The sequence below is a fragment of the Achromobacter sp. SIMBA_011 genome (assembly GCF_046535435.1).
GTDB lineage: Bacteria > Pseudomonadota > Gammaproteobacteria > Burkholderiales > Burkholderiaceae_B > Achromobacter > Achromobacter dolens.
This window is the reverse complement of record NZ_JAWRWN010000480.1, coordinates 1-271: the sequence shown is the minus strand read 5'-3', so window position 1 is coordinate 271 and position 271 is coordinate 1. Positions and strand designations below refer to the sequence as shown.

Here is a 271-nt window from a genome sequence, read left to right as displayed (position 1 = left end):
GCAGGCCATCGCGCTCGCGCGCATGCACCTGCAGCAGGGCAACGTGCCCGCACGCGGCGAAGCGATCGGCAAGGCGATCGGGATCGTCGAGAGCGGGCTGCAGGCGTCGCTGAACCGCGACGCGGGCGGCGAGATCGCCGGGCGCCTGGATGCGCTGTACGCCTATATCGTCCGGCGTTTGCTGGAAGCCAACATGCATGCGAGCGACGCGATGCTGGTCGAGGTCGACGGACTGCTCGCCACGCTCGAGGAAGCGTGGACGGGCATCGCC

General features: G+C 69.7%; 1 protein-coding gene. It reads left to right on the top strand.

What is annotated here, in order from left to right:
- On the top strand, window positions 1-271 hold a 271-nt coding region (gene fliS / locus SB816_RS31795), incomplete at both ends, for a flagellar export chaperone FliS (protein ID WP_410548217.1).